Origin of the sequence: Brevundimonas variabilis (genome assembly GCF_014199945.1) — a bacterium.
Taxonomy (GTDB): Bacteria; Pseudomonadota; Alphaproteobacteria; order Caulobacterales; family Caulobacteraceae; genus Brevundimonas; species Brevundimonas variabilis.
The window spans coordinates 110,060-132,969 of the sequence record NZ_JACHOR010000006.1 but is presented as its reverse complement, the minus strand read 5'-3'; the positions used below and the strand labels follow the sequence as shown (position 1 = coordinate 132,969).

Annotated in this window: 18 protein-coding genes; 11 read left to right on the top strand and 7 right to left on the bottom strand. The window is 61.4% G+C overall.

Annotation, left to right across the window (positions count from 1 at the left end; translation table 11 throughout):
- Positions 1 to 215 precede the first annotated feature (215 nt).
- The 5 genes from GGR13_RS15880 to GGR13_RS15860 are packed head-to-tail and all read right to left on the bottom strand — an operon-like array spanning position 216 to position 7,243.
- On the bottom strand, positions 216 to 932 hold the full coding sequence (locus tag GGR13_RS15880) for a TetR/AcrR family transcriptional regulator (protein WP_246347924.1): 717 nt from the start codon (positions 930 to 932) through the stop codon (positions 216 to 218).
- Positions 932 to 1,690 (bottom strand): SDR family oxidoreductase, encoded by a 759-nt coding sequence (locus tag GGR13_RS15875; protein WP_183214570.1) that lies wholly within the window; start codon positions 1,688 to 1,690, stop codon positions 932 to 934. Before GGR13_RS15875 ends, GGR13_RS15880 begins: the two co-directional genes overlap by 1 nt.
- Positions 1,687 to 3,387, bottom strand: coding sequence for a class I adenylate-forming enzyme family protein (locus GGR13_RS15870; protein ID WP_183214569.1), 1,701 nt, complete (start codon positions 3,385 to 3,387; stop codon positions 1,687 to 1,689). Before GGR13_RS15870 ends, GGR13_RS15875 begins: the two co-directional genes overlap by 4 nt.
- A 20-nt stretch (positions 3,388 to 3,407) precedes the next feature.
- Entirely contained in the window at positions 3,408 to 4,766 is a 1,359-nt protein-coding gene (locus GGR13_RS15865) for a spinster family MFS transporter (protein WP_183214568.1), read from the bottom strand.
- Entirely contained in the window at positions 4,766 to 7,243 is a 2,478-nt protein-coding gene (locus GGR13_RS15860) for a TonB-dependent receptor (protein ID WP_183214567.1), read from the bottom strand. Before GGR13_RS15860 ends, GGR13_RS15865 begins: the two co-directional genes overlap by 1 nt.
- 231 nt (positions 7,244 to 7,474) lie before the next feature.
- On the opposite strand from GGR13_RS15860, the gene GGR13_RS15855 reads away from it, so the two are divergent.
- Genes GGR13_RS15855 through GGR13_RS15835 form a run of 5 tightly spaced genes read left to right on the top strand, consistent with a single transcriptional unit; the run spans position 7,475 to position 10,880 of the window.
- Complete coding sequence (locus tag GGR13_RS15855; RefSeq protein WP_183214566.1) at positions 7,475 to 7,921, top strand: MaoC family dehydratase; 447 nt, start codon at positions 7,475 to 7,477, stop codon at positions 7,919 to 7,921.
- A 16-nt stretch (positions 7,922 to 7,937) separates the two neighbouring features.
- Positions 7,938 to 8,474, top strand: coding sequence for a MaoC family dehydratase (locus tag GGR13_RS15850; protein WP_183214565.1), 537 nt, complete (start codon positions 7,938 to 7,940; stop codon positions 8,472 to 8,474).
- Positions 8,475 to 8,485: 11 nt separating this feature from the next.
- The gene (locus GGR13_RS15845; RefSeq protein ID WP_183214564.1) at positions 8,486 to 8,911 is read left to right on the top strand and encodes a Zn-ribbon domain-containing OB-fold protein; all 426 of its coding nucleotides are present in this window, start codon (positions 8,486 to 8,488) and stop codon (positions 8,909 to 8,911) included.
- Complete coding sequence (locus GGR13_RS15840; protein ID WP_183214563.1) at positions 8,908 to 10,098, top strand: lipid-transfer protein; 1,191 nt, start codon at positions 8,908 to 8,910, stop codon at positions 10,096 to 10,098. Before GGR13_RS15845 ends, GGR13_RS15840 begins: the two co-directional genes overlap by 4 nt.
- The gene (locus tag GGR13_RS15835) at positions 10,095 to 10,880 is read left to right on the top strand and encodes an enoyl-CoA hydratase/isomerase family protein (RefSeq protein ID WP_183214562.1); all 786 of its coding nucleotides are present in this window, start codon (positions 10,095 to 10,097) and stop codon (positions 10,878 to 10,880) included. Before GGR13_RS15840 ends, GGR13_RS15835 begins: the two co-directional genes overlap by 4 nt.
- A gap of 5 nt (positions 10,881 to 10,885) precedes the next feature.
- Here GGR13_RS15835 and GGR13_RS15830 read toward each other — a convergent pair whose 3' ends face one another.
- Together GGR13_RS15830 and GGR13_RS15825 are read right to left on the bottom strand one after the other, a co-directional pair.
- Positions 10,886 to 11,776: an alpha/beta hydrolase fold domain-containing protein gene (locus GGR13_RS15830; protein ID WP_183214561.1), complete on the bottom strand. Its 891-nt coding sequence runs from the start codon at positions 11,774 to 11,776 to the stop codon at positions 10,886 to 10,888.
- Positions 11,763 to 13,388, bottom strand: coding sequence for a flavin-containing monooxygenase (locus tag GGR13_RS15825; RefSeq protein ID WP_183214560.1), 1,626 nt, complete (start codon positions 13,386 to 13,388; stop codon positions 11,763 to 11,765). The genes GGR13_RS15830 and GGR13_RS15825 overlap by 14 nt, the downstream gene beginning before the upstream one ends.
- 138 nt (positions 13,389 to 13,526) lie before the next feature.
- On the opposite strand from GGR13_RS15825, the gene GGR13_RS15820 reads away from it, so the two are divergent.
- The 6 genes from GGR13_RS15820 to GGR13_RS16950 all read left to right on the top strand — a co-directional run bounded on the left by GGR13_RS15820 (position 13,527) and on the right by GGR13_RS16950 (position 22,881).
- Positions 13,527 to 15,029, top strand: a complete 1,503-nt coding sequence (locus GGR13_RS15820) for a CoA-acylating methylmalonate-semialdehyde dehydrogenase (RefSeq protein WP_183214559.1) — start codon at positions 13,527 to 13,529, stop codon at positions 15,027 to 15,029.
- Positions 15,030 to 15,434: 405 nt separating this feature from the next.
- Positions 15,435 to 18,626 carry a DUF4214 domain-containing protein gene (locus GGR13_RS15815; protein WP_183214558.1) on the top strand — a complete coding sequence of 1,064 codons (3,192 nt, stop codon included), beginning with the start codon at positions 15,435 to 15,437 and terminating at the stop codon, positions 18,624 to 18,626.
- A 288-nt stretch (positions 18,627 to 18,914) separates the two neighbouring features.
- On the top strand, positions 18,915 to 19,334 hold the full coding sequence (locus GGR13_RS15810) for a BLUF domain-containing protein (protein ID WP_183214557.1): 420 nt from the start codon (positions 18,915 to 18,917) through the stop codon (positions 19,332 to 19,334).
- 381 nt (positions 19,335 to 19,715) lie between these two features.
- The gene (locus GGR13_RS15805) at positions 19,716 to 20,420 is read left to right on the top strand and encodes an HAD family hydrolase (protein WP_183214556.1); all 705 of its coding nucleotides are present in this window, start codon (positions 19,716 to 19,718) and stop codon (positions 20,418 to 20,420) included.
- A complete protein-coding gene (locus GGR13_RS15800) occupies positions 20,417 to 22,750 on the top strand; it encodes a glycoside hydrolase family 65 protein (RefSeq protein ID WP_183214555.1) in 2,334 nt (777 codons plus the stop codon). The genes GGR13_RS15805 and GGR13_RS15800 overlap by 4 nt, the downstream gene beginning before the upstream one ends.
- Positions 22,747 to 22,881, top strand: coding sequence for a heavy metal-binding domain-containing protein (locus GGR13_RS16950; RefSeq protein WP_221230764.1), 135 nt, complete (start codon positions 22,747 to 22,749; stop codon positions 22,879 to 22,881). Before GGR13_RS15800 ends, GGR13_RS16950 begins: the two co-directional genes overlap by 4 nt.
- The last annotated feature ends 29 nt before the right edge of the window (positions 22,882 to 22,910 follow it).

The window sequence follows — 22,910 nt, the reverse complement described above, 5'->3', positions numbered from 1 at the left end:
AGGTTGCGGACTCTTCGATTTGACAGCGCCGTTAGTGCGCAAAGCGAACTTGCAGGAGCGGTCAATCTCCGAAAGAGCAGAGCCGTTTCGCGGAATGGCGGTTAGGCGCAAAGCGGGGAGGGGAATTTCCGCTTTTGAGGTCGATCTCCGAGTGCGGTTTCGACCTATTCCGGACATTCAGATTAGGCGTTCAAAGGAGCGCACCACGACGGTGCTTACGAGGATGCTCGCATCCCCGTCACCATCATGTCGGCATAGGTTTGGCCGATCTCTCGGGCAGTTTGAGGTGAGGTTTCTGGACGATACCAGCGGTGCGTCCAGCCTACGACGCCTAGCATGCCATAAGCGACGACGCGCGACGGACCGACATTGCGAAGCGTCTCGTCGGCATAGCCCTCTTCGATAATGTCAATAAAAGCATTCTCGATGATGCGGTTTACCTGCCGCATATCCGAAGACCATTTCGACCGGTTTCCAGATACGCGGCTCAAGTTTTCGCGGATATAGATGAACAGAAGTGGATAGTGCTCGCCATAAGATTCCATGATCGCGACGATCAGGTTCCATAGCTTTTCAGGAGGCGGTAACTTGCTGGACGCAATTTCCGTCGCGATCTGAGAGTTACGCTCAGCAACGGCGCGAAGTACCTCGTCGAACAACTCTTCCTTAGAGGAGATATAATAATAGACAGAAGCGCGATCTATCCCAAGTTCAGCGGCGACTGCACTGATACTGGAACCCTGCAACCCGAGGCGGTCGAACACGCGCACAGCAGCTTCAGCAATCTCGCGGCGGCGGCGTTTATAGGCGTCAGAGCTTTCCTCCTTGGCCGCCGAACGGCGCTTGCCGATGCCACTTGTCTTATCGCTGGTCGGACTCATCGTCTCACTTGATAAGCGAGGGATCACCGAAAGACCAATCTTTGTATCCATCAGCCGCGGGGGCCGCCAGCAACAAACAGCACCTGACCTGACACGAACCCGGATCGAGTATCCGCAAAGAAGGCGACAGCGTTTGCGATGTCTTCAGGCAGGCCGGGCCGGCCCGCCGGAATGTCTCGCACGACGTCAGCGACCATGGTTTCGAAATCGACGCCCAGTCGTTCGGCGACGGCGACGGTCATGGGCGTGACGACGAAACCGGGGGCGACTACGTTGGCGGTGACGCCGTACCTGCCCATTTCGAGCGCGATGGTCTTGGTCAGGCCGATCAGTCCGGCCTTGGCTGCGGCATAGTTGGCCTGGCCGTGAGCGCCCAGGGCGGCGATACTTGCCAGGTTGACGATCCGGCCATGGCCCGCGGCTCGCATCGACGCCTGAACCGCGCGGCACATCAGAAAGGGGCCACGCAGGTTGACGTCCTGGACGATCTGCCAGTCGTCCAGCGTCATCTTCGCCAGGGTCTTCTCGCGCAGGACACCGGCATTGTTCACGAGGACGGCGGGCGAGCCGAGGGCGATTTCGCAGTCGCGGACGGCGACGTGGACCGAGGCTTCGTCGGCGACGTCAACGGCTATGGCCTCAGCCCGTCGGCCCAGGGCACGGACGGTGGCAACGGTGTCTGCACAGGCGGTGGCATTCAGGTCCATCACGGCGATGTCGCAGCCGTCGCGGGCCAGACGCTCGGCAATGGCCGCGCCTATGCCGCGGGCGGCACCCGTGACGATCGCTATGCGAGAGGGTTCGGTCATGACAGGCCTAGATGGTCAGCGGCGCGTTTTGACAGCAGGAATTTGCGGGGCCGACCCGACGGTGTCAGCGGCACGGCATCCGCCTCGATTGGCAGAACGTGGCGCGGAACCTTGAACCGGGCCAGCCTTGCCGAGCACCAGTCGACGAGGGCCTGAGGCTCAAACGCATGGCCAGGACGGGTAACGACAAACGCCACGCCGATCTCGCCCATCCGGTCGTCGGGCACCGGCGCGACATGAGCCTGGAGCACGGCAGGGTGGACCATCAGTACGTCCTCGATCTCGGATGGCGTGACCTGCTCGCCGCCGCAGCGATAAGATTCCTTCACCCGTCCAACCAGGGTCAGATAGCCGTCGGCGTCGATGCGACCGAGGTCGCCGGTATGCAGCCAGCCCTCGGCGTCAAAGGCCTCCGCGGTAGCCTCGGGCTTGTCATAGTAGCCCTGGGTGACACCCGGTCCTCGGGCCATCAGCTCGCCAACTTGGCCAGGGGACAGGACTGCGCCGTTGGACGGATCTATGACACGGTAATCGACCAACCTGTTCCCGATCTCCGGGTCGCCCGCCGGGCCGACGTCGCGCAGGCGACCGTTGGTGGTCAGCAGCCGTTCGGTCGGGTCGTCCGGGCGGGTCACAGTGGTCGAGGCCGTGCATTCGCTCATGCCATAGCCAGTGGTGATCTCGATGCCTTCGAAGGTGTGAAGGATGCGGTCCCAAAGGCCCGGCGGCGTGCGACCGCCCGACGACAGAATGCCCTTCAGCGAGCCTGTGTCGACCGTAAAGCCCTCTAGCGCATCGAGCACTGCCAGCGTCATGGTGGGGATCAGCAGCAGGTCAGTGACGCGGTGCCGTTCGACAGTCTTCAGCGTCTCGCGCGGATCGAATTTGAGGTGCGGCACGACGGCCCCTCCGACAAACAGAGCTGCCAGCAGGCCCTCGACATAGCCATAGACGTGGTTCATCGGCAGGCTGAACTGGATGCGTCGCCCGTCCTCGAACGCCCTGGCATAGGCACTGCCGAAGGCGGCTCGCAGCAGCATGTCGTGGCTTAGCATCACTCCCTTGGGAGAGCCCGTGGTGCCGGAGGTGTAGATGATGTCGGCGGCGCTCTGGGGATCGACGACGGGCAGGGGTACTGGTTCGGTCTTAAGGTCGTCGAACGGTGTGGCACCGTCTCTGCCCTGACCTTCGGCCTGAAAGACCACGACGGAGCGCAGGTGCGGCAGGGCTTCGCCGCCGCCTTCCGTCGCCCAGGACGGGGAGAGCTCGTCCAGCATCGTCAGGTAGTCGAGGTCGCGGAACCGGTCCATCGTGACCAGCATCACGGCACGCGATTGGCGCAGCACATAGGCCAGCTCTTCGCGGCGGTTCAGGATATTGACGGGCACCGCGACCGCACCAACTGCCGAGATCGCGTATTTAAGAGCGGCGAAGGCTGGATAGTTGGCCATGACCAAGGCGACATGCTCGCCTCGCTTCACACCCGCCGCGATCAGCCCGGCAGCGACGCGACGCGACCAGTCCGCCATATGGTCATAGGTCCAAATCTGGGCGTCGAAGATCAAATAGGGGCGGTCTGGGAACGCCTTAGCTGCCGTCTCCAGCATGCCAAACAGGGTGCGCGGTGACCATGGCGAAAACCGCGCACCGAGGTCGGACTGGCGTTCTGCGACGGTTCGCGACTGGCGACTGGTCATCGACTTACCGTTCGCCTGCGTCAGGGATTCAATGCTTCGTGGTGCAGCCGATACTCGCGCCGTCCCCAGCCAAAGGAAATCGCAGCCAGAAGCGTGGAGACCGAAAGCGTGATGCCAAGCGACAGACCCAAGGCGCTCTCGGAGCGAAAGACAAAGTCGTTCAGCAAACCCGGCAGCAATGGCCCCATGGTCAGGCCACCAAGGTTGGCGATGAACAAAATCAGGGCAAGCGCCTGACCGCGCACCTGATTTGGCAGGACCATCTGCGAAGCTGCATAGCAACTGCCTGCTGGCATGGCCAACAGGAAGACACCGCATGCAAAAACACCCACCGTCGCCAAAGCAGACGTGCCCTGTGTGTGCATCAGCGCGGCAAAAACGAGCGCCCCTGCAACGGAGCTGAATGCCGCTACACGCAATGCCGCATCACGCCGACCTGAGACCAGGCCGCGGTCACTGAGCCGCCCGCCACTCAACATTCCAAGACTACCGCCGATCAGGACGACAAATCCCATGACCAGACCGGTTTGCTGCGACGACCAGTCGAATGATCGCTGCAGCACGGCTGGAGACCACAGCATGAAGCCGTAAAGGGCCACGGCCTGGAACATCAGTCCAAGCGCGATGGAAGCGACGGGAATCCAGCGCTTGCCGATGACTGCCAGGGTCTCTGAAATGCTCAGTCGCACCGCAACCCCGTCAGACGACAGGATAGCCCTCTTTCTTGCGGGCTCCTTGAGCGTCATCACCCAAAGCGCAACCAGCAGGCCCGGTAGGCCGACCACCAGGAACGTCGCCCTCCATGAGGCAATTTCGCCAAATATCGGCAGGGTGAGTGTGGGCGTTTGGGTTACAAGCTCTACGACAAGTCCGCCAAGCAGCAGTGCGAGACCGGATCCGAGATAGATTCCGATGCCATATGTGCTCATTGCTGAACCCAGCTTCTCGTTCGGGAAACTGTCTGAAATCATGGACACCGCAGCGGGAGCCAAAGTGGCTTCCCCGACCCCGACGCCCATCCTTGCCAGGAAAAGTCCCGGATACCCTCTGGCCACTGCACAGGCTGCTGTCATCAGACTCCAGAAGAAGACGCCCGCGACGATGATGTTGCGACGGTTGAACCGGTCCACCAGCCGTCCGGCAGGCAGACTCACCAGAGTGTAGAACAGTGAGAACGCGAGACCGCCCAGCAGTCCGACCTGGGTGTCAGTGGCATTGAACTCGGCCTTGATCGGCCCGACCAGCAGACTGAGGATCTGCCGATCGATGAATGAGAGGGTGTAGCACACCGTCAGCACCCCGACCGTATACCAGGCATAGCCCGTCTTCGGCTTGGCGAGATTCCCGGATGCGTCGGGTGCTGCTACCTGATCCGTCATCAGAACGTCTTGGTAAACTGAAGCGCGACCTCGCGACCACGCGAGACGACCCCTCGCTGTTCGCCGATGGCACCGGGCACGCTGGCCCCGCCCGTCCGGTCGGCAGCATACTGGAGGTAATACTCATCGGTAAGGTTGCGCCCCACCAGTTGGACGACCCAGCTTTCGTCCGGCGCCGTCAGGCTTAGCCCTGCGTTCAGACGCCAGAAGCTGTCCTGCAGACTGGATGGCGCCATGGCTTCAGAAGCAAAATATTCCCCGCTGTAGAAGGCGTCGCCGTTGATTGCGAGATTGAAGCCGTTGGACATCGGGATGTCGTAGGTGAAGCCTGCGTTGCCTGCCCACTCCGGAGAGCGAGCGGGCGCACGCCCGCCGAAGTCCTGCTGCAGTGTGAGCGCTGTTGCATTGACGAACGAGCAGTTGACTGGTGCAACGGCCGTGGCGCGGACGGTCCCGGTGGGGAAGGCGTAGCTGTAGCACTGGCCAACGAAGTCTTTGAACTGGGCGTCGATGTAAGCAATCGCACCACGCAGGCTGAGCTGGTCTGTGGCACTCCAGGTGCCATCGATTTCGATACCGCGTTGTTCGACGCTGCCGGCATTATTGATGGTGTAGGCCACTCGTGACGGATCGTAGGTGTTAACCTGCAAGTCATCGAAGTTGTAGGCGAAAATAGCACCGTTCAAACGGACGCGCCCGTCGGCGAAGACGCCCTTGGCTCCCAGCTCGAAGCCTTCGGCGGTCTCTGGCTCGAAGTCCACGTCCCCGATCCGCGTGCCAGTCTGAAGCGGGCTCGTCAGCCCGAAGCCCCCGGACTTGTAGCCGGTCTTGTAAGCCAGAAACACGGTCTTGTTGCTGTCGGGGCGCCAGGTGAGCGTCACTTCAGGCGAAACGTTCTCGTCTTCAAACGACCCTGCGAGCGTGCCTGCCGTTGCCGAGCCCGGGTAGACAGTGGCCTGGGTTGCGAAGGTGCCGATACCGTACAGATTTCGCTTGTTGAAATCCTTGGCCTCCCTGGTCCAGCGCAGACCGCCGGACAGCTCGAGCGTGTCCGTGATGTCCCAGAGTATTTGTCCAAAGAACGAATAGGTCGAGCCATCCTGGCGCGCCAGATCCTCATAGGTGACATACCGGTTGGCGGCCAGATTGTAGCTGGAGTCCCGCAGCTTGGTGTCGTTGTTGGTGTAAAGCTCCGTCGTCTGGAAGTACGCACCCAGCATAAAGTTGATCGGGCGGTCGAAATCGGACGCCAGACGGAATTCCTGGCTGATTTCCTCATTTGTTTGGCGGTTAAAAAAGGCGAGCTGGGAATAGGTCGTCTGATCAAGGCCTGACAGGAATTGATAATCCGTCCTGTTGAAGCCGGTGGTCGATTCCAGTGTCAGGTCGCCGAACCGCCAGGTCAGATCGAGGATGGCTGTGAAGATATCCAGTTCGTCGTAGGGGGCACCATTGCCGCGATAGCCCCGCATTGTTCTGGCGATTGCATCCGGCAGGTCGCCGATGGTCGTATTGCGATCCGCGACACAGTCACCGAACGGATCTGCGACGCCATAGACCCTCGGATTGGGGCCCGTGCACGCGCCGATATTCTGGGTGCCAACACCAGGCCCGCTGCCTTCGCCAGAGCTCGCAAACAACTTAAGTCGAGCGTCGAAATTGGGCGAGATGTCTGCCGTAAGCGTCAGGCGACCAAGGATTTCCTCGTCGCCGGGTCGGCTGTCGGAGGCACCGGGCAGCTGTGACGCCCCAATCGGCGCGCCAGACGCTGCAGTATAGAAGGGGTTTGCGATGGGCTGGGCAGTGTTGCGGAGCCAGCCGTCCAGATTGCGATACTTCAGTGCCAATCTTACGCCGAAAACGTCGGAGAGAGGGCCGGACACGACACCCTCAACCGAAGCTTCGTCACCAACGAACTCGTATCCGGCGCGAAGCTGAGCATAAAAGTCCGCAGTTGGATCAGCGGACTTGATGGAGATGACGCCAGCAGGGCTGTTCTTGCCGAAGAACAGCGCCTGAGGTCCCTTCATGACCTCAACTTGTTGCAGATCGAAGAACCCAGCTTGAGTGATACGTCCATCCGAAGTCTGAACCCCGTCGATGGCGACAGAAACAGCCTGTTCGAAGCCGGTCTGGTTGGCTGGTGAACTAATCCCCCGAATGCCGATCGAGCCGCCGCCATTGGATTTGTAGGCCCCGATCACAACGGTCGGTGTGAGTTCGCCGATGCTGGCAAGGCTCACAGCCAGGTTTCGGTCCAACGCTTCGGTGGTCAGGACATTTACGACAACAGGAACACTAACAAGCGTCTCGGAGCGCCGTCTTGCTGTGACGACAATGTCATCCACGACGCTGTCTGGCTCCACAGTTTGGCCGACGGCCGCGGGCGCCGTCTGTGCCTGTATGGGCGTGGCGGTGAGGGCGAAAAGCAGGGCGGTCGCGCCGCCTGCCATCAGGATTGCTTTGGTCGATGTCATGGCGCTTCCCTGGCGTTTCCAAGTCCCGTCGCCCTCGGTTCATCTTCAGCAAACCTTCGCGACAACGCCAGAAAGGACCGAACGCAGTTTCCTGTCAATGGGGGTGTTGACAATAATCAACATAGGCGTTGATTATCGGTTGTCGGAAGGTCATGGCCTGATCCCGGCGCAAAAACTGAAGGCCGAGAGGGCGCAAGGCGTGCGTCTCGACGAGGCTATGGGAAACGAAACATGGATGGCTCAGAGCCAGACGCGCCAGTTGATCTTGCGATCACGCGCGACACACCCGTTGGATATCGACTTCAAAGCCTGAAGAAAAAGGCTGCGATTCAGTTGATGGGTTCAAGACTGTGGGGCCGGTTTAATCCGAACCACTGGGACCCGGTCTATGCTGCCTCGACAGGCCTAAAAGCGCCTATCCAGACCGGCGAAATGTCATCGGCATATCTCGCGGAGATGTGCGTCAATCACTTTGGCGCGGCCTTTTTCCAGAACGCCCGGGTCGTCTGCAAATACGTCGCCTCCACCCACGCCGACGAGATCATCACGACCCACGGGGTCGTTCGAGAGAAGATCCCCAAGGGTGACGGCTATCGTTTCATTGTCGACATATGGGCCGAGAACGATGCCGCCGAGAAGAAAACGGTCGGCTGGGTCGAAGTCGATGTTGGCGTTTGAGGTCGGGAGTAGAAAGATGATTCAGCCACTACCTGCGGCAGACGCGCTCAAACCCATGAGCCCACTCCAGGTTCGACAGACCCGTGAGTTTATCGACAACCTGGCTTCCGAGGCCAAGCCCTACTGGGACATGGTGGAGATCGGTGACCAGCTCTCAAGAGACCTGCTCCTAAGCGCCGAGCTTGTGATCCTGTACGCCGACGGGGTCGAGGATTTCAATCCTTGGTACGAAGGGTGGCGCATGAACAGCTGGAGCATCGACGGCGAGTCACCGTTTGGTGGAGCGATTGTGCCGCCGCTGCTGGTGTCTCACTTTGTGTTGTCTGTGCAGTTTGACGCGACACGTCCGTTTTCAATCGGATCGATCCATACCTTCCACGATTCCGAAATCCTCGCACCCATCCCGGTCGGGGCGACCGTGCGAATTACGACCACGGCGGTCGACAAGTTTGAAAAACGCGAGCGCCGTTATGTTCGCCACGGCGTCACGGTGACAGACGTCGAATCCGGGATCCTATATTTCAAGGAAACCCGAGACATCCTTTCGCTCTAGGCACAGTACGCATGTCTGCACAGCCGGTTGTTGCCCACAGTCTCAGCGTCGAAGGCGGGGGTGCCTCTCTGGCCGGGACGCGCTGTATCAGCTGTCGAACTGTCTACTTTCCGCAAGTCATTGCGTGTCGCAATCCGGTTTGCGAAGCCAAGGCTGTCGAGCCCTTTGGCATCAAGGGGTCTGGTACGCTCCATAGCTTCACCATTCAGCGATACCGTCCACCGCCGCTGTTCGAGATGGATCCTTGGCAGCCCTACGCCCTGGGGCTTGTCGATATGGATCATGGTGTTCGCGTTATGGGGATGATCGATGATGTCGCCCTGGATCGGATCGAGATCGGCATGGTGTTGGATCTGGCGACGAGGGGCATCCGAGAGGTCGACGACGGACCGGTGATCACACATGTCTTTGTCCCGGTAGCGGGAGCAGGGACTTGAGACCGGTATATGTCCTGGGGGTCGGGGCCCATCCATGGGGTAAATGGCCCGATACACCGCAAGTCGGTCTCGCCATCCATGCCGTAAATGCGGCGCTTGGAGAGGCTTCGCTCGACTGGCGCGATCTCCAGGGATTGGTGGCAGCCAGTTCGCGTTTTGAGGGCGGGATGGGCTGGGGCCTTCATGCCAACGAGTTGGCCCAGGCGATTTCCGAACACGGCATGGCCTGTGTCAACGTCGGTGGTGCGTGCGCGGCGGGCGCGGTCGCCTTTCACACCGCCCATATGATGATCGCCAGCGGCCAGTATGACACGGTCGCTGCCATGGGCGCCGAACGCATGCCGCGGGGCTTCATTTCCCGGCCGCCGGGATCGGCAGACGACGCGACCGATCATGACTTCCTGCGCTGGAAAATGATGGGCGCCACGAACCCTGCCTATTGGGCAATGGAGGCTCAGCGCAGGATCTACGAGCACGGCACGACGGCAGAGACGCTTGCTGCTGCTTCCGTGCTCATGCGGCGTCACGGCGCGATGAACCCCAATGCGCGGTTCCGGACGCCTTCGACTGTTGAAGAAGTTCTGGCCTCGCCCATGGTCAGCGATCCGCTTCATCTGCTCGAAATTTGCGCCGTCAGTGATGGGGCGGCAGCCGTTGTTCTGGGATCCGAAGAACAGGCCCGCCGTGCGGGTGGGCCGATGATCCAGGTGGCCTCCAGCGTCATTGCGACCGGTCAGTTTGGCGATCCGGCAGCACGAATTCCCACCGTTGGCTCAACGCCGCGCCTGGGTGTGCCTCATACGAGTGAAGTGGTTTCGGCAGTGCACCGCGCCTGGTCGCTTGCTGGCATCGGTGCTGAAGATGTCGATCTGATCGAAATCGCGGACAACACGGCCTGGCATATACTCGCCTGGCCCGAACTGTTTGGATTCTTTGAACCGGGTGAAGGAGATCACATGCTGGCGACCGGTCAGCTTACTCTGGGTGGCCGTCTGCCGATCAATCCCAGTGGAGGCTTCCTTTCCTTTGGTGAGGCGACGACGGCCCAGGCGCTGATGCAGGTGTGCGAACTTGCCTGGCAGTTGAAGGGGCAGGCGGGAGGCCGGCAGGTCGAGGGAGCGCGGGTCGCCATGTCTGCCGTGCTGGGTCTTGGAGCCAATGGTGGCTCCATCGTGCTCAAGCGATGACTGAAGCCGTTGGGGTCGAGGTCCGGGATCGCGTTGCCATCCTGACCCTCTCTCGGGAACACGCCGGGAATGCCATCGACCAGGAGATGGCCGACGGCCTGCTTGAGGCCGCACAGACCTGTGAGACTGATGAGCGAGTGCGCGCGGTCCTGTTGACCGGGCAGGGGCGTTCGTTCTGTGTCGGTGGTGACGTCAAGGCATTCGCGGCAGCCGGCTCAGGTGCACCCGAACTCGTGCGCAAACTGACTGGTTCGCTCCACGCTGCGATGGCGCTTCTTGCGCGAATGGACAAGCCGCTTGTGACAGCGGTCAACGGAGCAGCGGCGGGAGCGGGTTTCGGCCTCGCCATTCTAGGCGACGTGGCGTTAGCGGCAAGGTCGGCAAAGTTCGCCATGGCCTATGGTGCCATCGGATTGACGCCGGACGCCGGCGCAACCTGGCTTCTCCCGCGCCTCGTGGGGTTTCGCATGGCGCAGGAACTGGCGCTGACGGGCACACGTATCGACGCAACTGAAGCCGAGCGCATAGGCCTGATCACGCGGGCGGTGGATGATGAGAGCTTGCTAGTCGAGGCCCGCAGTCTGGCCACCAAGCTCGCTCACAGCCCCAGACGCGCTTTTGCGCACACCCGGGCGCTGCTACACCAGTCTTCGTCCAACGACTTCGAGACACAACTCGCCCTTGAAGCCGCTGGCATCGCCTACGCCATCGGTCAGCCCGAAGGGCAGGAAGGGATTTCGGCCTTCGTCGCCCGTCGTCCGCCTGACTTCACGCAAGTCTGAAGGCGTCAGGCGAGAGCTGCAGCCAGGCCTTCGGCGAGCCGGGCTACCGCCTCTGCGCTGCGGCGGCTTCCCTGAGGCAGGCCTGCAAAACCATGGATCATGTCCGGATAGTGATGGTGAGCGACCTTCACCCCTGACGCCTTTGCCCGCCCAACGAATGCCGTTCCTTCGTCCCTCAATGGGTCAAAGCCGGCGGTAACGACCGTGGTCGGCGGAAGACTTGAAAGGTCGTCACGCGTCAGATCCGGCATCTTGTCTGCGGAAAAGTTGCTCCACGCCCAGAGCATGAAGGCTCGCGTCAGCATGTAATCCTGTCCCAAAGTCAGCTGCGACGGGCTGCTGCAGGCCGGATCCAGGGCGGGGTAAAGGAGGCCTAGCCCCCTGACGGTCGAGCCTCGAGGCGATGTCAACGCCGTAGCCAGCGCAAGCCAGGCACCGGCACTGTCTCCTGCCAGCGCAACAGGCAGGCCTGGAAATTGATCCAGGGCCCAGGCCAGGGCGGCCGTCCCATCATTGATTGCCGCCGGATGGGGATGCTCGGGTGCCAGTCGGTAGTCGACAGCGACCAGCGTCATTCCGCACTCCAGGGCCAGCCGACGACAGAGACTGTCATGGGTGTCGAGATTGCCGAACACGAATGCCCCGCCGTGCAGAAATACGATGATCGCCTTTTCAGGGCCGGGCACAGGTCGATAGAGCCGCAAGGTCAGGGTGCCGGAGGGGCCTTCAATCGCTATGTCCTCTATACCCGCAATATCAGGTTTGCCGGCACGGGCCAGATAGCCGTTGGCTCCATCCCGAAAAGCCGCAAGGTCCGCTGGGACTGTCAGTGCGACACGAGGGTCCTGCAGCCAGAGAGATAGTTCAGGATCGACTGGTGCCTCAGGAAGCGACACGCAACGCCTCTTCGCCACGAAGTTCAAAACCGTCGTAGCCGTTCGCTGCTGCCTTTTCGAGAATGCGGCGATAGCCCCGAACGCCTCCGGAGTAGGGCATGAATACGCGTGGTTTTCCCGGCATTTCCGCTCCGATGTAATAGGACGGCGTCGTCATATAGAGGGTCTCGTTGGCGCGGGCATTCACATGATCAACCCAGTCCGCCTGCGCTTGCGCGGTAGCCTCGATCTCAATGATGTCCGCCTGCCGTGCCGATTCGAACAGGGCTGCGAGCCAGTCGATCTGTTCCTCGCTGGAAAGGATCACATTGCTCAGCAGGGAAGGGCTACCCGGTCCACCGATGAAGAACAGGTTGGGAAATCCGTGGACCCCGATGCCAAGGTAGCTGGCAGGGCCGCCGGCCCAGGCCGACTTCAGCGTTTGGTTATCCCGTCCCACGATATCAATCTTGAGGATGGAGCCGGTGAAGACGTCGAACCCGGTGGCGTAGATCACGACATCGAACGGCAGATCTTCTTTGGTCGTCCGAATGCCATTTGCGGTGAAAGACTCGATCGGCGTTTCGCTGATGTCGACCAGCGAAACATTGGGACGGTTGAAGGCTGCGAAATAGCCGCCGTCGACCGATGGCCGTCGCGTGCCGAAGGCGAAGCCCTTCGGCACAAGCTTCTTACGAAGGGCAGGGGAGTCGATTTGTTCGCCGATCTTCCTCTGCACAAAGGCCGAGGCAATGTCGTTGGCCGCCTGGTTGAGAAGAATGTCCTTAAAGGTCAGGGCGAAGCCAAATCCCAGACGATTCCACGCCTTTTCGAAAGCTTCCTCGCGTTCTGCCGGGTCGACCTCAGCGGCCGATCGGGGATCAGGAGCAAAACCGAGCCCGCTGGGCGAATTTCGTGCGGCCTCGCGTCGAGCCCGGTAGCCTGCCTTCACAGCTGCATCCTCTTCGTCGGATACGGGGGCATTGGCAGCCGGAATGGAATAGTTGGCCGTTCTCTGGAAGACGGTCAGATGTTCGGCCTCTGCCGCAATGATCGGGGTCATCTGCACGCCTGACGACCCTGTGCCGATGATGGCAACGCGCTTGCCTTTCAGATCGACCGGCTCGCGCGGCCAGCGGGCACTGTAGAGAATCTGTCCTCTGAACGTTCCCTGCTCCGGATAGGTGGTCGCCTTGGGGGTCGATAACTGACCAACCGCCATGACAAACCGCGACGCTGACCAGACCTGGCCGTCTTCGGCTTCTATTATCCAGCGCCCGGTGCCGGCCTGGAGCTCTGCGCGACGCACTCGCGTGTTCAGGCTGATGTCGCGGCGCAGATCGAAGCGGTCAGCGACATGATTGATGTAGCGCAGTATTTCAGGCTGTTTGGCGTAGCGCTCGCTCCAGCGCCAATCCTGTTCAAGCGCTTCCGAAAAACGGTACGAATAGTCGAAGCTCTCCACATCGCAGCGTGCGCCTGGATAACGGTTGAAATTCCATACGCCGCCGATCTCGTCCGATGCTTCAAGCACCCGGACACTGAACCCCTGCGCCCGGAACGTGTGAAGGGCTCGCAGACCGGCAAGTCCGGCACCGATCACGACGATGTCGATCTCAACGATTTCACTCATCATGCTCTCCTCGCTGTAACGAGTGCCATGATGATATGGGTTCGTCAACGATAGTGTTGATAGAGCGATAAGCAGCCGCTAGGGTCGCCTCATTAGGCCCGCAGACTTTCGGGCCTCGGCCCCAAGTTTGAGCTGCACATGCGCGAGATTCACCACTTCATCGACGGCGCGTCCTTCACCGGCACTTCGGGCCGGTTCGGCGATGTCATGAACCCCAACACCGGCGAGGTGCAGGCGCGCGTTCAGCTGGCGACCGAAGCCGAGATGGATCGTGCCGTCCAGGCCGCCCAGACCGCCTTCGAAGGCTGGTCCTCGACCAATCCCCAGCGCCGGGCGCGGGTGATGTTCGAGTTCAAGCGGCTGGTCGAGGCCAATATGGATGGTCTGGCGGAAATGCTGTCGGCCGAACACGGCAAGGTGATCGCGGATTCCAAGGGCGACATTCAGCGCGGGCTGGAAGTGATCGAGTTCGCCTGCGGCATCCCGCATGTGCTGAAGGGCGAGTACACCCACGGTGCCGGCCCCGGGATCGACGTCTATTCGATGCGTCAGCCGCTCGGCGTCGTCGCGGGTATTACCCCGTTCAACTTCCCGGCCATGATCCCGATGTGGATGTTCGGCGTCGCCATCGCGGTGGGCAACACCTTCATCCTGAAACCGTCGGAGCGCGACCCGTCGGTGCCGGTCCGCCTGGCCGAGCTGATGATGGAGGCGGGGGCTCCGGCGGGCGTCCTGAACGTCGTCCATGGCGACAAGGTCGCGGTCGACTCCATCCTGACCCATCCCCTGGTCCATGCCATCAGCTTCGTCGGTTCGTCCGACATCGCCCACTATGTCTACCAGACCGGTGCCGCCAACCATAAGCGGGTCCAGGCCATGGGCGGGGCCAAGAACCACGGCATCGTCCTGCCCGACGCCGACATGGACCAGGTGATCAAGGACCTGTCGGGCGCGGCCTATGGCTCGGCGGGCGAACGCTGCATGGCCCTGCCGGTCGTCGTTCCCGTCGGCAAGAAAACCGCCGACGAACTGCGCGAGCGGATGGTGGCGGAGATCCCGACCATGCGGGTCGGCATCTCGACCGACGCCGGAGCCCACTACGGCCCGGTCGTCACGGCCCAGCACAAGGCCCGGGTCGAGGCCTGGATCGAGACGGGGGTTCAGGAGGGGGCCGAGCTGGTCGTCGACGGCCGCGGCTTCAACCTTCAGGGCCACGAGAAGGGCTATTTCATCGGCCCATCGCTGTTCGACCACGTCACGCCCGACATGAGCGCCTATCAGGAAGAGATCTTCGGACCCGTGCTGCAGATCGTCCGTGCCGCCAGCTTTGAGGAGGCGTTGAGCCTGCCCTCGAAGCACCAGTACGGCAACGGCGTCGCCATCTTCACCCAGAACGGCCGTGCGGCACGCGACTTTGCCGCCCGGGTCAATGTCGGCATGGTCGGGATCAACGTCCCGATCCCGGTGCCGGTCGCCTATCACACCTTCGGCGGCTGGAAGCGCTCGGCCTTCGGCGACACCAACCAGCACGGCATGGAGGGTGTGAAATTCTGGACCAAGGTCAAGACCATCACCGCCCGCTGGCCGGACAGCGACCTGGAACACGCGGACTCATCGTTCGTCATCCCAACGATGGGGTGAGGCCTTCCCGTCCGGCCAACTAACGGCACCGTTTCAGGGAATGGCGCTTGGGCGCAAAGCGGGCAGGGAATGTCTGTTTTTGGGGTCGTTCTCAGATTCCGCTTTCGACCCAAAGCGGACTTTAGCGACCTCCGGTTTGGCCCTTAAGCCAAATTTCTGGTTTCGAGAGGGCGTTAGAGGCCGGTTCTGCAGTAGCCGGAGTTGAGATAGACTAAGGAAAACCGATCCTCTGCTCAGAAAGTTGGGCAACCTGAGCTCGCCTGGAGGGACGCCGTGTTTGCTCAAAGCACGCATTGATCCCACCTATTTTTGAAACAGTGCAAACACAGGACCGCTTAAGGCCACGCTTGTATCGGCAGATTGCGACACCTAGCGTTGAACTCAGTTTTTTCAGAGGTTCAGCCCATGTCAGTAATCATCGGAACCGACGGCGATGACACAATAGTGGGGACCGATCAGGCGGACGTAATCACAGGCCTTGCCGGAAACGACACGATCAACGCCCGGGGCGGCAATGACGTGATTGATGCGGGCACCGGTGCCAATACGATCACAGCCGGCGACGGCGACGACACCGTGATCTTGCGGGGTTTCGGGGATCGGGTTGACGGGGGCGCGGGCAGCGACCTGTTGGATGGCTCCAACCTGACCGGAGGCGGCGATTTCCGCGCCTTCTATAGTTATATCTGGCAAGCCAATACGACGGGTGGCGTCGACGTTTTGTACAGCATTGCCCGTGCCCCCTTCCCACCTCAGATCACGACGAACAGCACCTCGATCGGTTTCGAGCGCTTCATAGGATCGACCACCCTCGCAAATGCCTTCGAGTTCCAAGGTCTGGTTCAGGACATTGAGGCCACCGGTGGAAATGGGTCCGACACCTTCATCGGCGGACAAGGGGCCGACATTTTCCGGGGCGGTGGCGGGAATGATCGCGCGACGATCGGTTCAGCCGACCGCCTCTTCGGGGATGCGGGCAACGACACCTTTTCGCTCGTCACGGGCACAACCCTAGCTGTCGGCACAACGATCGCCGGAGGAAGTGGCCTGGACACGCTTGCTCTCGCGATCTCGGGCACAGTCTCGACAGTGGATCTGTCCACCGGAGCCTTCGGTGAGATGCGGTTCTCCGAGATCGAAAACATCAGCCTAACCCAGGATGCGACCTATGCAGGCAGTGTGCAGACCGTCACCGTCAACGGCGATGCCGGCGCAAACACACTGACGCTTACAGGCGCTCCGCTGATCAATGTCCGATTCTTCGGCGGAGTGGGCAATGACAGCCTGACGGTGACGGGAACCGGTCACTTTCTGAGCGGAGGTGAGGGTGACGATGTCCTGACGGGCGCAGGCATTTTGGAGGGTGATGCAGGAAACGACACAATCTCCATAACCGGCGGTGTCGCGCGAGGCGGCATCGGTGACGATCTCCTGGTCGTCTCAAATGGCGCGCAGGGCTATGGCGGTGACGGCAATGATCGGTTTTCGGGGGTCAATCAGGTAAGTCCTGCAGCCCTGTGGGATGGGGGAGCCGGGGATGACGTGTTCACCGTCAATATTGATGGTGGCTTATCTGGCGCTATCCGGATCCTCGAAGTGGTGGGGGGATCTGGTTTCGATACGATCGACGCATCCCAAACCTTCCTGAACCTCACAGCGCAGATGCTGACAGGCCAATCCTTCTCCCTGACGGGTTCCGGCCAGGGGAGCGGTCAGGCTTTCTCGATCATCGGGCGCGCTGACGGGATTGAACGTATCCTGGGAAGCGCGAGAGCTGATGATCTGAGGCTCGATGGACTGACTACGTCGATCGAGATCAGGGCGGGTGGTGGCGATGACATTGTCATCGGCGGTCTGTCAGCCGATCTCCTGTCAGGTGGAGCGGATAATGACCTGCTGGAAGGCCGCGATGGCAATGACCGCCTGCTCGGTGATGGAGGCAACGATATCTTGAGAGGCGGAACCGGCGACGATCGGCTGGATGGCGGCGACGGAAACGACACGATTGATGGGGGTCTGGGGCAGGATATCGCCGTGTTCGGTTTCAGCGCCGATGCTGCGACCTTCAGCTATGAAAACGGCTCTATCGTCGTGACCCATGTCAGTGGCCGAGACGTGTTGACGGGGATTGAGACGTTGGAGTTCACGGATGCCGTGCTCACGGTCGGATCGGACGGGCGTGTCGTCCTGCAACCCCTGACAGACTTGGTCGGGACGGCTGGAAATGATCGCCTGGCGGGCGGTGCTGGTCGCGACTTCCTCATCGGCTTGGCCGGCAACGACATATTGATCGGCGGAGGCAATTTTGATCGTCTCGACGGCGGCGACGGGGTCGATGTCGCACTTTATTCCGGCGTCCGTCGCCAGTACGGGGCGACGCAGTCCATTATGGCTGGGGGTCCCGAGGGCGGCACCGACACCCTGATCTCGATCGAAGAGCTTCGGTTTGTCGATGGGGCGCTGACATTTGACGTCAATAGTGTCGCGGCCCAGGTCATGCGCTTGTATGACACGACCCTAGATCGCCAGCCTGATCAACCAGGATTGGACGTCCAGATCCGTGCCTTGGCAAGCGGAGCGACCACGCTGCAGGGTTTGGCCAATGCGTTCGTCGCGTCCGACGAATTCCAAAACCGGTACGGCACTCTCTCAAACCAGCAGTTCGTCGAACAACTGTATCGCTTCTCGCTGGACCGTGAAGGCGATGCTCCGGGTATCGCTGCTCAGGTCAATGCCCTGAATACCGGGACCAGCCGGGCGGCCTTGGTCGTGGCGTTCTCCGAAAGCCCTGAGCACCGCACCCTGACACAACCGGTCCTGAATGCCGGCCTCTGGGTCGCGGACGAAAAGGCCCTGCAGATCGCGCGGCTGTACGATGCAACCCTCGACCGGCTTCCCGACGCTGCCGGACTGGCAGGCCAGCTGGCAGCCCTGAACGGCGGCACATCCCTGCTGCAACTGGCCGCGAATTTCGTTGGCTCGGCCGAGTTCCAGGACCGCTACGGCGCACTCTCTAACCAGCAGTTTGTCGAGCAGCTCTATCGCTTCTGTCTTGACCGGGAGGGTGATGCCCCAGGTATCGCCGCACAGGTCAATGCCCTGAACAGCGGCACCAGCCGGGCCCAGCTCGTTCTGGCCTTCTCGGAAAGTGCCGAGCACATCGCCCTGACTGCCCCCCTCTACTCGGGCGGTATCCGCACCAGCGATGTGGCCTTCAACGCGGCACTGGTTGAGGACGAGAGCAATAAGCCGATCGACGGACATCCCCAGGTGATGATCCAGGCCGACGATGCCTTACCGGTCACAAAAGCCGAAGAGGCTCAGGTCCTTGCTAGCACTGCCGGCTATGATCCCGGCCAGATCGTTGTCGGCTTCAAGCTGGTGGAAGACGCCTTCGTGTTGCCGGCTCAGGACGATCTGACGCCGCTGGTCTTGCCTGAACCCGGTCTGCTCGACACCACCGCGCCGGAACAGGTCTCGCTGCCGTTCCTCACAGGTGACCGGATGCTGACACTGTCCAATCCCGAGGATGTCACACTCGATAACGCCAACCCTTGGCATCTCGGGACCGACACTGACGGCTGGATGATGCAGTAGATGTAGGGTCAGCCGTTTGTTGGGCTTACCGGTTGTTAATGAGGCGACAGCACGTCCGGTTTCCACCCATTGCGGCGGTTGGGAAGGTCCGGTTCCAGGCAGGCGGGCAAGGTCGGCCTAATGCGCAAGGGGACTAGCTGGTTGCGGAGTAGCAGCGCCTGACGAAAACTAATTTCTTGAGGCGCTAGAAAGTCTGATCAGCAACTTTCGACAATAATATATATGTAGACAAGCTAGTTACAAAGGCGCTCATGGGCTTGAGCGCAACGCTCCGAAGTACCCAAAAAAATGGCGACCGAGCTTCTGCGCGTGGTTTACCGAAGTCGGTCAACGCTGCACTCCGACAACGTTGAAGAGCTCGATAAGATCTTCAAAAAAGCTCACGCTAACAATCGGCGTGACAAACTCACAGGCTGCCTGGCGCATCCCGATGGCTACTTTGTCCAAGTGATTGAGGGCGAGAAGTACAAAGTTCAGGCTCTTATGGGGCGATTGGCTCTCGATAATCGCCATGCGGAGATAGCAACAATTGGTCAATGGCTAACCCCTTCGAGGCTTTTCAGTGGATGGGCTATGGCCAGGCCAGACCTGACGCCGCTTTCTCTGCAATCTCTCCGGATGATCAAAGAAGTTGGCTGTGGCTCTCAGATCACTGCCATCATGCTGACGCTGGTCGAAAAAAGCGTCGGCTTTTACTCCCTTGTGTGATCGTGCGTCTCGTCAGGTACGCGCATTCACATGGTCCGCTATCGGGATGCTGCCTCTCCCCGTCGCCAACCAGCGAAGTCTCTAGTCGTCGACCAAAGCCCTCCTGGCCCTCGGGTGGTCAGATCGGCAAATGCCCGCGCGCCGCACTTATTCCCCCGCCTCGCCGCAGTCTTTCCGTGTGGCAAATACCTCAGTCGCCAAGAGCGGGGGGAAAGCCGCGCCGCCGTCACTAAAAATGCTGATGGCCCGAGCCTTATCTCGACCCGGAACTGCTCAAACATGGGCAGCCCCTGAATAGCCAATCCAACAAAATGAAGGATGTGCGCCGCATGCCTTGATCTGCCTCAACGCTTAGCAAGGCGAGGGAGTGCAAGATGGGACATGTCGAGGTTCGCAGGCGCAATTTTCGACGTGGACGGTGTGCTGCTGGCGTCGCCGCATGAGAGGGCGTGGCGAGAGGCTTTGCAGGGCATCGCCGACCCCGATCTGTTTACTCCGGAACTTTACCGATCTCAGGTGGCCGGGAAGCCCAGGCATGATGGGGCTTTGGCTGGCCTTCTCAGTCTTGGCGTGCGGGACGCGCAGGGCCTTGCCAGGGTCTATGCAGCGCGCAAGCAGGCCCGCCTCGAGGTCCTTATCAAAACCGGTACGGTCCACGCCTTCCCGGATGCGGTGCGGTTCGTGCTCGCCTCAAAGGCGCGAGGCCTGCTTGTGGCAGCAGCATCTTCGTCCAGGAACGCCACTGCAATGATGCGTGCCATCCCTCTGGAGAGGGGAGGCACCCTATTGGACGCGCTGGACGTCGATGTGTCGGGGCGTGATGTGGCGCACGGCAAACCTGCGCCGGACCTGTTCCTGGCAGCGGCTCATGCATTGGGGGTGACACCGGCCGACTGTTTCGTCGCGGAGGACGCGACAGCGGGCATCCGTGCTGCAAACGCCGGTGGCATGCAGGCGCTGGGCGTCGCAAGGTTCCATGAGGCCTCGTCACTGGAAGCGGCGGGTGCCGATCTGGTGGTAACCAGTCTGGACGAGGTCGATCTCGAGGCGCTGGGAGAAGGTCGTCTTGAACGGCGTATCTCATGAGACGATCCGGGCAGATACCGTTTGAGCCAACTCCGGATCCGGCCTGGCGTCTGGACGCCGTCGGAGACGATGCCCTACGCGAAAGTAGCCGACAGTCTCGCTTCGCCATCAGCAATGGCTTCCTTGGCGTGAGGGGCGAATGCCATCCATCGCATGGAGATCCGTTCGGGACGGCCTCGAGGACCCTTGTGGCGGGACTGTTCGACACGGGCGAGGGGTCGGACGCCGTCCCGACTCTGATCCCTGCGCCGGACTGGCTCCAGCTAAGGCTAACGTTCGGCGGCAGCGTTCTGCTCCGGCAGCCTGAATATGAAGGGTCGTTTCACAGCCTGGACATCAAACGCGGTCTGCTCTTGCGCAGTTGTCGGTTCTCGACCAACGGCGCTGTCGTCCACGTTCGCGCGTTGCGCCTGGTATCGGCCCGTCGGCGGTCTGTGGGTCTGCAAACCCTTCGCCTTGTCGTCGAGAAAGGCGAAGGCGAGATCGGCATCGAGGCGGTTGCAGGTTCACCGGATCCAGCCTTGATCCTCGACGATCAGGATCCGGATCTATCCCTCTGGCGCACCCACCGCTCTCGCAAGCAACTGGCAATGACAGAGGCGATATCTGTCCGGGTCGATGGCGTCTCGCCGGGTTTGGAAGCACGTTCGAGGCCCGGCCTCTGGACCGCTCATGTGGCGCAGGGTCAAGACGTCGAATTTATGCGCCTCGTCTCGTTTCACGTCGGTGAGCGGGAAGATGGGTCGCCGGGACCTGCTGCGAGTGCGGACCTTGAAGCCGCGAACGGCGTGGGCTGGACGGGCGTTCTAAAGGAGCACGAGGCGGCCTGGACTGGCCGTTGGGCGGCCAGCGAGGTCCGGATCGAGGGCGATCCGGAGGCGCAGCGGGCGCTGCGCTTCGCCGCCTTTCACCTGAACGGGGCGGCCAATCCGGAAGACGAAAGGGTTTCGATCGCCGCGCGCGGACTGACGGGGACGGACTATGCCGGGCATGTGTTCTGGGACATGGAGATATTCCTCCTGCCCTTCTATGCCCTGACCTGGCCCGAAGCGGCGAGGGCCTTGCTCATGTATCGATTTCACACTTTGGATGGTGCGCGCGCCAAGGCGAAGCGAATGGGCTGGAGCGGCGCGCTCTACGCATGGGAATCGGCTGACACAGGGGCCGAGGTCACGCCGGCCCATGCCGTCGGGCCCGATCGGCGGGTCGTCGACATCCTGTCCGGCACGCAGGAACAGCACATCAGCGCCGATGTTGCCTATGCCGTCTGGCTATACTGGGTCGTCACAGGCGATGCCGAGTTCATGCGTGACGCCGGCATTGAAATCCTCCTGGAGACCGCGCGTTTCTGGGCCAGTCGGGCGACGTTGGAGGATGACGGACGCCGGCACATTCGCGGCGTGATCGGGCCGGACGAATATCATGATGGCGTCGATGACAATGCCTTCACCAACGTCATGGCGCGCTGGAACATCGAGCGGGGCCGTGACGCCGCTGACATGATGCGTACTCGCTGGCCGGAGGCTTGGGACGATCTCGCGACGCGCCTTGGAGTCGATGCTTCCGAGATCGAAGGTTGGGCTGAAATTGCGGCGACGATCGCAAGCGGGCTGGACGACGCCACGGGGCTGTACGAGCAGTTTGAGGGCTACGGCGATCTCGAAGCGATTGACCTTGAGGCCTATGCCGGGCGCTCCGTGCCGATGGATGTCGTGCTCGGCCGCGAACGGACCCGGCGATCTCAGGTCATCAAACAGGCGGACGTCGTTGCCCTTCTGGCGCTCTTGCCCGAGGCCTTTCCGGTCGGTGCCGATGCCGTGAATTTCGATCACTATGCGCCTCGCTGCAGCCATGGCAGTTCGCTGAGCACCGCGATGCATGGACTGGCGGCCGCTCGTCTGGGCCGATCGGAAATGGCACTCGACTATTTCCGACGCACCGCGGCGATTGATCTCGGCGAAACGACAGCCGCGCTCGCGGGAGGAGTCCACATGGCCGCGCTGGGCGGCCTTTGGATGACGGCCGTCCTCGGCTTCGTCGGCCTCTCGTTTCGGGAAGACGGGATTGGTCTGAGGCCGCAACTCCCCGCCACCTGGACTGCGCTGCGCACGCCGCTTCAATGGCAGGGGCGCACACTGATGATCGAAGTCGACCCTGGCAAGCGATGCGTGCATGTCCATGTCGAAACGGGCGAGGCCATGGCCGTTCACGTCGGCGTCGCGCGTCACTGGCTGGAGACCGGACAGACGCTAAGGATTGAACTGGGTGACCCGGCGATCGCGGAACCAGCATTTGATCCCTCAAGCTCCACGGCAGGCCACAGACTTTGACCGCCTTGTTCACATGCCCGATGCACCCCCAGGTCAGCCTGCCTGCCACGGGTCCCTGTCCGATCTGCGCTGCGGCGCTGCAGCGTGAACGGGGGCCAGCGAAAGGTTCAGGTCAATCCGGAGCTGGCTGACTTTTTCCGCCGCTTCTCAACCGGACCGG

Bases quoted from the DNA above. Each gene is read 5' to 3' on its own strand.
- GGR13_RS15835 (WP_183214562.1), top strand. From the start codon at position 10,095: ATGACTGAAGCCGTTGGGGTCGAGGTCCGGGATCGCGTTGCCATCCTG.
- GGR13_RS15820 (WP_183214559.1), top strand. From the start codon at position 13,527: ATGCGCGAGATTCACCACTTCATCGACGGCGCGTCCTTCACCGGCACT.
- GGR13_RS15860 (WP_183214567.1), bottom strand. From the start codon at position 7,243: ATGACATCGACCAAAGCAATCCTGATGGCAGGCGGCGCGACCGCCCTG.
- GGR13_RS15825 (WP_183214560.1), bottom strand. From the start codon at position 13,388: ATGAGTGAAATCGTTGAGATCGACATCGTCGTGATCGGTGCCGGACTT.
- GGR13_RS15800 (WP_183214555.1), top strand. From the start codon at position 20,417: ATGAGACGATCCGGGCAGATACCGTTTGAGCCAACTCCGGATCCGGCC.
- GGR13_RS15855 (WP_183214566.1), top strand. From the start codon at position 7,475: ATGGATGGCTCAGAGCCAGACGCGCCAGTTGATCTTGCGATCACGCGC.
- GGR13_RS15810 (WP_183214557.1), top strand. From the start codon at position 18,915: ATGGCGACCGAGCTTCTGCGCGTGGTTTACCGAAGTCGGTCAACGCTG.
- GGR13_RS15815 (WP_183214558.1), top strand. From the start codon at position 15,435: ATGTCAGTAATCATCGGAACCGACGGCGATGACACAATAGTGGGGACC.
- GGR13_RS15870 (WP_183214569.1), bottom strand. From the start codon at position 3,387: ATGACCAGTCGCCAGTCGCGAACCGTCGCAGAACGCCAGTCCGACCTC.
- GGR13_RS15845 (WP_183214564.1), top strand. From the start codon at position 8,486: ATGTCTGCACAGCCGGTTGTTGCCCACAGTCTCAGCGTCGAAGGCGGG.
- GGR13_RS15850 (WP_183214565.1), top strand. From the start codon at position 7,938: ATGATTCAGCCACTACCTGCGGCAGACGCGCTCAAACCCATGAGCCCA.
- GGR13_RS15805 (WP_183214556.1), top strand. From the start codon at position 19,716: ATGTCGAGGTTCGCAGGCGCAATTTTCGACGTGGACGGTGTGCTGCTG.
- GGR13_RS15865 (WP_183214568.1), bottom strand. From the start codon at position 4,766: ATGACGGATCAGGTAGCAGCACCCGACGCATCCGGGAATCTCGCCAAG.
- GGR13_RS15880 (WP_246347924.1), bottom strand. From the start codon at position 932: ATGGATACAAAGATTGGTCTTTCGGTGATCCCTCGCTTATCAAGTGAG.
- GGR13_RS15875 (WP_183214570.1), bottom strand. From the start codon at position 1,690: ATGACCGAACCCTCTCGCATAGCGATCGTCACGGGTGCCGCCCGCGGC.